Source organism: Streptomyces sp. McG3 (genome assembly GCF_018619185.1).
In the GTDB taxonomy this organism is placed as follows: domain Bacteria; phylum Actinomycetota; class Actinomycetes; order Streptomycetales; family Streptomycetaceae; genus Streptomyces.
The window spans coordinates 1-6544 of the sequence record NZ_JAAXYC010000379.1 but is presented as its reverse complement, the minus strand read 5'-3'; the positions used below and the strand labels follow the sequence as shown (position 1 = coordinate 6544).

6 protein-coding genes are annotated in these 6544 nt (G+C 71.3%); 4 read left to right on the top strand and 2 right to left on the bottom strand.

Annotated features, from left to right (window positions below; all coding sequences use genetic code 11):
• Positions 1–148: 148 nt before the first annotated feature.
• Together HET64_RS34725 and HET64_RS34720 are read right to left on the bottom strand one after the other, a co-directional pair.
• On the bottom strand, positions 149–706 hold the full coding sequence (locus tag HET64_RS34725; RefSeq protein ID WP_215111229.1) for a methylated-DNA--[protein]-cysteine S-methyltransferase: 558 nt from the start codon (positions 704–706) through the stop codon (positions 149–151).
• 76 nt (positions 707–782) lie between these two features.
• A complete protein-coding gene (locus tag HET64_RS34720; RefSeq protein WP_215111228.1) occupies positions 783–1664 on the bottom strand; it encodes a glycerophosphodiester phosphodiesterase family protein in 882 nt (293 codons plus the stop codon).
• A 229-nt stretch (positions 1665–1893) separates the two neighbouring features.
• On the opposite strand from HET64_RS34720, the gene HET64_RS34715 reads away from it, so the two are divergent.
• The 4 genes from HET64_RS34715 to HET64_RS34700 form a co-directional block, all read left to right on the top strand.
• Positions 1894–2724 (top strand): MHYT domain-containing protein, encoded by an 831-nt coding sequence (locus tag HET64_RS34715; RefSeq protein ID WP_215111227.1) that lies wholly within the window; start codon positions 1894–1896, stop codon positions 2722–2724.
• A gap of 39 nt (positions 2725–2763) precedes the next feature.
• The gene (gene uvrB, locus HET64_RS34710) at positions 2764–4893 is read left to right on the top strand and encodes an excinuclease ABC subunit UvrB (protein ID WP_215111226.1); all 2130 of its coding nucleotides are present in this window, start codon (positions 2764–2766) and stop codon (positions 4891–4893) included.
• Positions 4894–5151: 258 nt separating this feature from the next.
• Complete coding sequence (locus HET64_RS34705) at positions 5152–5730, top strand: TerD family protein (protein WP_215111225.1); 579 nt, start codon at positions 5152–5154, stop codon at positions 5728–5730.
• A 147-nt stretch (positions 5731–5877) separates the two neighbouring features.
• A partial coding sequence (locus HET64_RS34700; RefSeq protein WP_215111224.1) for a TerD family protein occupies positions 5878–6544 on the top strand: 667 nt, incomplete at its 3' end.

The following is a 6544-nucleotide window of genomic DNA, read 5'->3' as shown; positions in this document are numbered from 1 at the left end:
CCCCGAAGCCATGCACGCACTCGCGCCGCGCCGACCCGGACCCGAGTACGTCCCGTACGAGGGGGCCTGGGGCCGACGCGCCGAGAGCACGCACCTGACGCCGCGTGGCCCGCCGTGAGGGCGGACGACGATACTTCGCGGATACTCCCTAGAACAGCGGCTGCGGCAGGACCCCCTCCAGCGCCAGCAGCTGCCGCTTGGTCTCCAGACCTCCGCCGAACCCGCCCAGGCCTCCGTCGCTCTCCACCACCCGGTGACACGGAACCACCACCGGCAGCGGGTTGGCCCCCATGGCCGCGCCCACCGCCTGCGCCCCCTCCGGCCGGCCGACCCGCGCGGCCAGCTCCCCGTACCCGACGACCGTCCCGTAGGGCACCCCGGACGCCAGCTCGCGGAGCACCTCACGGTGGAACCCGGAGGTGAGCGACCAGTCCAGATCGAGGTCAAAATCCTGCCGCTCGCCCGCGAAGTACGCCGCGAGCGCGCGGATGGGCCCGGCGAGCCGCGCGGAGCCGGGCGCCTCCACCGGCTCCGCGCCGAACCGGGTCCGCAACCGGTCGAGGACCGCGTCCCGCACGGCGGGGCGGGCGTGGAAGGACACGCTCACCAGACCGGACCCGGTCGCGGCGAGCAGCAGCGGGCCGATGCCGCTGTCCACGACGGCCCACTCGACGGCCGGATCGGCACCGGTCCCGTAGCTGTTCATGCCGATCACCGTACGGCCCGCCACTGACAGCGGCGGTCCCGTCGGCGGGAAACCGACGGGCCCGCCCCCTGCCGCGTCAGCTCGTCGCGTCGCGCACCACGTCGGGGAAGTTGGTGATGATGCCGTCGACCCCGTAGTCACGGGCCTTCACCGCGTCCGCCGCCTTGTTGACCGTCCACGTGTTCACCCGCAGACGCTTGCCGTGCGGGCCCTTGAGCCGCTGGACGGCCGCCACGTAGTCGGCGCCGATCGTCGCGTACGAGGGGTTGATCTGATCGGTGAACGCCGCGTACGAGGGCAGGTCGGCCACCGCGGGTGTGCCCAGGAAGCCGGTCGTGATGTCGGGGCGCAGACTGTGCACCTCCTTCACGCTGTCGGCGCCGAAGCTCTGGATGACCAGCCGGCTCCGTACGTGGGAGCGGTCCAGCCACCCCGACCGTCCCAGGACCCGGATGATGTCCCGCTCGATGCCCGGGTAGGTCGCCGGGCTCTTGATCTCCAGCAGCAGCTTCTGCCGGTTGCGCTCCATCCGGTGCAGGAACTGGGTGAGCGTCGGCACCCGGGCCCCGGTGAACCGGGCTCCGAACCAGCTGCCCGCGTCGAGCTTCGCCAGCTCCGCCGCGGTGAAGTCCTTCACCGCCCACGGCGCCCGGTCGGGGAAGACCTGCTCGGCGTCCGTCGTGCGCTTCAGGTCGGTGTCGTGCAGCACGACGAGCACGCCGTCGCGGGTGCGGTGGACGTCGTTCTCGACCCATGCGATTCCGAGCGCGTCGGCGGCGTCGACGGCGGCGAGGGTGTTCTCCGGCGCGTAGCCCGACGCCCCCCGGTGGGCCACGACGACCGGGGCGTCCTGCCCCTGCCGCTCCGGAGCCTCGGGCCGGTCGGCGGGCAGCAGCAGGGCGCCGGCGCCGAGCAGGGCGGCGGCCGTGGTGGAGGCGGTGGCGGTGCGGACGAACACGGGGACTCCTCACGTCGGGAGTGTGCGGACACGCAGAGAGTGACAGCGGCCCGCCAACGCCCGGCGGGGCGGCGATGGCCGCGAAATGAACGGAACCTTCGATCCCGGGGCCACCGCCGGAGCATGCCCCGCGGCCGTGCCGATAAAATGTGCTTTCTCTGTCTGCCTGCCGGGACTCGCCCCTAGGGGGACCCTCCTCGACCCCCGGGCTTTTTCGAAGGGCGCGCGCATGCAAGGAACAGTCGACGGATTCACCTACGGCCTGGTGACTCCGGTCGCGGCTTTCCTCATGGCCGCCCTGGGAGCCGCCCTCGGACTCCGCTGCACCACCCGGTCCTTTCACGCCGCTCGCTCCTGGCGGGCCGGCTGGCTGGCGCTGGGTTCGCTGTCCATCGGCTCCGGGGTATGGACCATGCACTTCGTCGCGATGACGGGCTTCACCGTCCAGGAGACCCCGATCTCCTACGACAAACCCCTCACCTTCGCAGGCCTGGCCATCGCCGTGGTGATGGTCGGCATCGGCATCTTCATTGTCGGCTACCGGGGCGCGACCCGCATGGCGTTGATCACGGGAGGCACCATCACCGGCCTCGGCATCGCCTCGATGCACTACCTCGGCATGGCGGGCATGCGCATGGACGCGCGGTTCGCGTACGACACGCCCCTCGTCGTCCTCTCGGTGCTGATCGCCGGAATCGCCGCCACGGGCGCCCTGTGGGCCGCCGTCACCCTCCGGGGAGCCCGCTCGGGCCTCGGCGCGAGCATCCTGATGGCCGTCGCGGTGACCGGGATGCACTACACCGGCATGGCCGCGCTCGACGTGCACCTGCACCTGCCGCCCACCCTGCCGTCCGACCTGGCCGACGTCCTGCCCGGCGACCGGCCCGCCGAGATGATCGGCCCGATGCTGGCAGGACCCGGCTGCTTCCTGCTCCTCGCCGCCGTGGTGCTCATGTTCGACCCCAGGGCCGTGACGGGTGAACCCGGTCCGGCCCCGCGGCCCGGGCAGCGCCCGCGGAGCACCGTCCGCGAGGGTGCGGGAGGGGCCCGGTACCGCTGATCCGGGGCCGTTGTCAGTGGCGGGCCGTACGGTGGTTGCATGCGGCCCGTTTCCAAGATCGAACGTTCGGTGGCGCCCTTCGAGGTCGTCAGTCCCTACCAGCCCAGCGGCGACCAGCCGGCGGCCATCGCCGAGCTGGAGCGGCGCATCCGCGCGGACGAGAAGGATGTCGTCCTGCTCGGCGCGACCGGCACCGGCAAGTCGGCGACCACCGCCTGGATGATCGAGAAGCTGCAGCGCCCCACCCTGGTGATGGCGCCGAACAAGACCCTCGCCGCCCAGCTGGCCAACGAGTTCCGTGAGCTCCTCCCGAACAACGCGGTGGAGTATTTCGTCTCGTACTACGACTACTACCAGCCCGAGGCGTACGTCCCGCAGTCGGACACCTACATCGAGAAGGACTCCTCCATCAACGAGGAGGTCGAGCGGCTGCGCCACTCGGCGACGAACTCGCTGCTCACCCGGCGCGACGTCATCGTGGTCGCCTCCGTCTCCTGCATCTACGGCCTCGGCACGCCCCAGGAGTACGTGGACCGCATGGTCCAGCTCAAGGTCGGCGAGGAGGTCGACCGCGACCAGCTGCTGCGCCGCTTCGTCGAGATGCAGTACAGCCGGAACGACCTGGCGTTCACCCGCGGCACCTTCCGCGTCCGGGGCGACACCATCGAGATCTTCCCGGTCTACGAGGAGCTCGCCGTCCGGATCGAGATGTTCGGCGACGAGATCGAGGCCCTGTCCACGCTCCACCCGCTGACCGGCGAGATCATCAGCGAGGACCCCACGGTCCACGTCTTCCCCGCCAGCCACTATGTCGCCGGGCCCGAGCGCATGGAGAAGGCCGTCGGCGGCATCGAGCGGGAGCTGGAGCAGCGCCTGGCCGAGCTGGAGAAGCAGGGCAAGATGCTGGAGGCCCAGCGACTGCGCATGCGCACCACGTACGACATCGAGATGCTCCGCCAGATCGGCACCTGCTCCGGCGTCGAGAACTACTCGATGCACTTCGACGACCGCGCGCCCGGCACCGCACCCAACACCCTCCTCGACTACTTCCCGGACGACTTCCTGCTCGTCCTGGACGAGTCCCACGTCACGGTCCCGCAGATCGGCGCGATGTACGAGGGGGACGCCTCCCGCAAGCGGACCCTCGTCGACCACGGCTTCCGGCTGCCGTCCGCGATGGACAACCGGCCGCTGAAGTGGGAGGAGTTCCTGAAGCGGATCGACCAGACGGTGTACCTCTCCGCCACCCCGGGGAAGTACGAGCTCTCACGCGGCGACGGGTTCGTCGAGCAGATCATCCGCCCCACCGGCCTGGTCGACCCGGAGGTCGTGGTCAAGCCCACCGAGGGGCAGATCGACGACCTGGTCCACGAGATCCGCGAGCGCGTCGAGCGCGACGAGCGGGTCCTGGTCACCACGCTCACCAAGAAGATGTCGGAGGACCTCACCGACTACTTCCTGGAGCTCGGCATCCAGGTCCGCTATCTGCACAGCGACGTCGACACCCTGCGCCGCATCGAGCTGCTGCGCGAGCTGCGCTCCGGCGAGTACGACGTGCTCGTCGGCATCAACCTCCTGCGCGAGGGCCTCGACCTTCCCGAGGTGTCCCTCGTGGCCATCCTCGACGCCGACAAGCAGGGCTTCCTGCGCTCCGGCACCTCGCTCATCCAGACCATCGGCCGCGCCGCCCGTAACGTCTCCGGTCAGGTCCACATGTACGCCGACAAGATCACCCCGGCCATGGCGCAGGCGATCGACGAGACGAACCGCCGCCGCGAGAAGCAGGTCGCGTACAACACCGAGCGCGGCATCGACCCGCAGCCGCTGCGCAAGAAGATCAACGACATCGTCGCGACCATCGCCCGCGAGGAGGTCGACACCGAGCAGCTCCTCGGCTCCGGCTACCGGCAGGGCAAGGAGGCCAAGGCGCCGGTGCCCGCGCTCGGCTCCAAGGCCGCCAAGGGCGGGGCGAAGGGCAGGGCGGCCTCGCCCGGCGCGGTGCTCAGCGACCGGCCCGCCACCGAACTGGCCGGGATCATCGAGGAGATGACCGAGCGGATGCGGGCCGCCGCCGCGGACCTCCAGTTCGAGGTGGCCGCCCGGCTGCGCGACGAGGTCGGTGAACTGAAGAAGGAACTGCGCCAGATGAAGGAAGCGGGCCTCGCCTGATCCCGGTGACCCGGTGACCCGGTGGGTGCGGGATCGCCGCTGACGTGTGCCGGTCCCGCGCCGGTTCCGGTGCGGATTCCGGCGTGGTTTCCGGTGCGACTCCGGTGGGGTTTCCGATGCGCCGGGCAAGCCGCGCCGGGTGTGTTGCAAGACCGACACAAAAACGGGCCGAGCCTGCTGCCGCCCGGGGTGGAATGCGTAGGGTGCGGGGAAACCGCACACGGATGGTTGCGGGGCAATGCCGAGAGGGGACAGCGCGTGACGGTCAATATGACCAAGGGTCAGGCCATCAGCCTGCAGAAGAGCGACGGGGGGACCCTGACCGCGGTACGGATGGGGCTCGGCTGGCAGGCGGCTCCGCGCCGTGGCCTGTTCGGTTCGCGCACCCGCGAGGTCGACCTGGACGCCTCGGCGGTGCTCTTCGCCGACAAGCAGCCGGTCGACGTCGTGTTCTTCCGCCACCTCGTCAGCGATGACGGCTCGGTCAAGCACACCGGTGACAACCTGGTCGGCGGCGCCGGCTCCGGCGGCGACGACGAGGCGATCCTCGTCGACCTCCAGCGCATTCCGGTCCACATCGACCAGATCGTCTTCACGGTGAACTCCTTCACCGGGCAGACGTTCCAGGAGGTCCGACACGCCTTCTGCCGCATCGTCGACGAGACCAACGGCCAGGAACTCGCCCGGTACACGCTCGACGGCGGCGGCCAGTACACCGCCCAGATCATGGCGAAGGTGCACCGCGCGGGCAGCGGATGGCAGATGACGGCCCTCGGGAACCCGGCCAACGGCCGCACCTTCCAGGACCTGATGCCGTCGATCCTCCCGCACCTGTAGGACCCGCGCCGGTCCGGAGCGGCCGGCACCGCAACAGTCAGGAGCAGCTCCCGGAGGCACCCGCCGCCGGGAGCTGCCCCACACGGCACGGCAGAACACGGCTCCGCGCCCACCGACGCGCGGGCCATCGTCGAGGGGGACAGGGCAATGACGGCCGAACTGGTCCGGGGGCAGAACCACACCTTGCCCCAGACCCGTCTGGAGATCCGGGTATCGGCGGGCACGCCCGTCGTGGCCGGAGCCACCCTCGGCGACGAACGGGGCACGGTGCGCGGCGTCGAGTGGATCGCCCACCCCGGCTCGCCCCAGCTCCCCGGGCTGGAGGTCTCCCAGCAGGCGGCGGCCGATCACCGTCTCGCCGTCGATCTGAAGGCACTGCCCGCCGGCGCCCACCGGGTCACCGTGCTGCTCGCGCTTCCCGTCGGAGCGGGCGGCCCGGCGCGGTTCGGCGCCGTCCCCGCCCCCTTCGTCGCCGTCACCGGGCTCGACGGCGCCGAGATCGCCACGTTCACGCTCACCGGCCTGGACGCCGAGTCCGCGGTCAGCGCCCTGGAGCTCTACCGCCGTCAGGACGCCTGGAAGGTCCGCGCCGTGGGACAGGGGTACGCCGGCGGGCTCGCCGAGATGCTCGCCGACCAGGGCGTGGCCGGGGCCACCGTACTGGCCGGATCCATTCAGGAGGCCGTCACCCGGGGCATGGCCCGCTCGGTGGCGCCGCCGCCCCGGACCCAGGAAGGCGACCGCGTACGGCACGCGACGGGCTCCGCGGACCACCGCCCGCCCACGCCGCCCTCGGCCCCGGAGCCCCCCGAGC

Coding starts and splice junctions, on each gene's coding strand:
- HET64_RS34725 (WP_215111229.1), bottom strand. CDS start 706: ATGAACAGCTACGGGACCGGTGCCGATCCGGCCGTCGAGTGGGCCGTC.
- HET64_RS34715 (WP_215111227.1), top strand. CDS start 1,894: ATGCAAGGAACAGTCGACGGATTCACCTACGGCCTGGTGACTCCGGTC.
- uvrB (WP_215111226.1), top strand. CDS start 2,764: ATGCGGCCCGTTTCCAAGATCGAACGTTCGGTGGCGCCCTTCGAGGTC.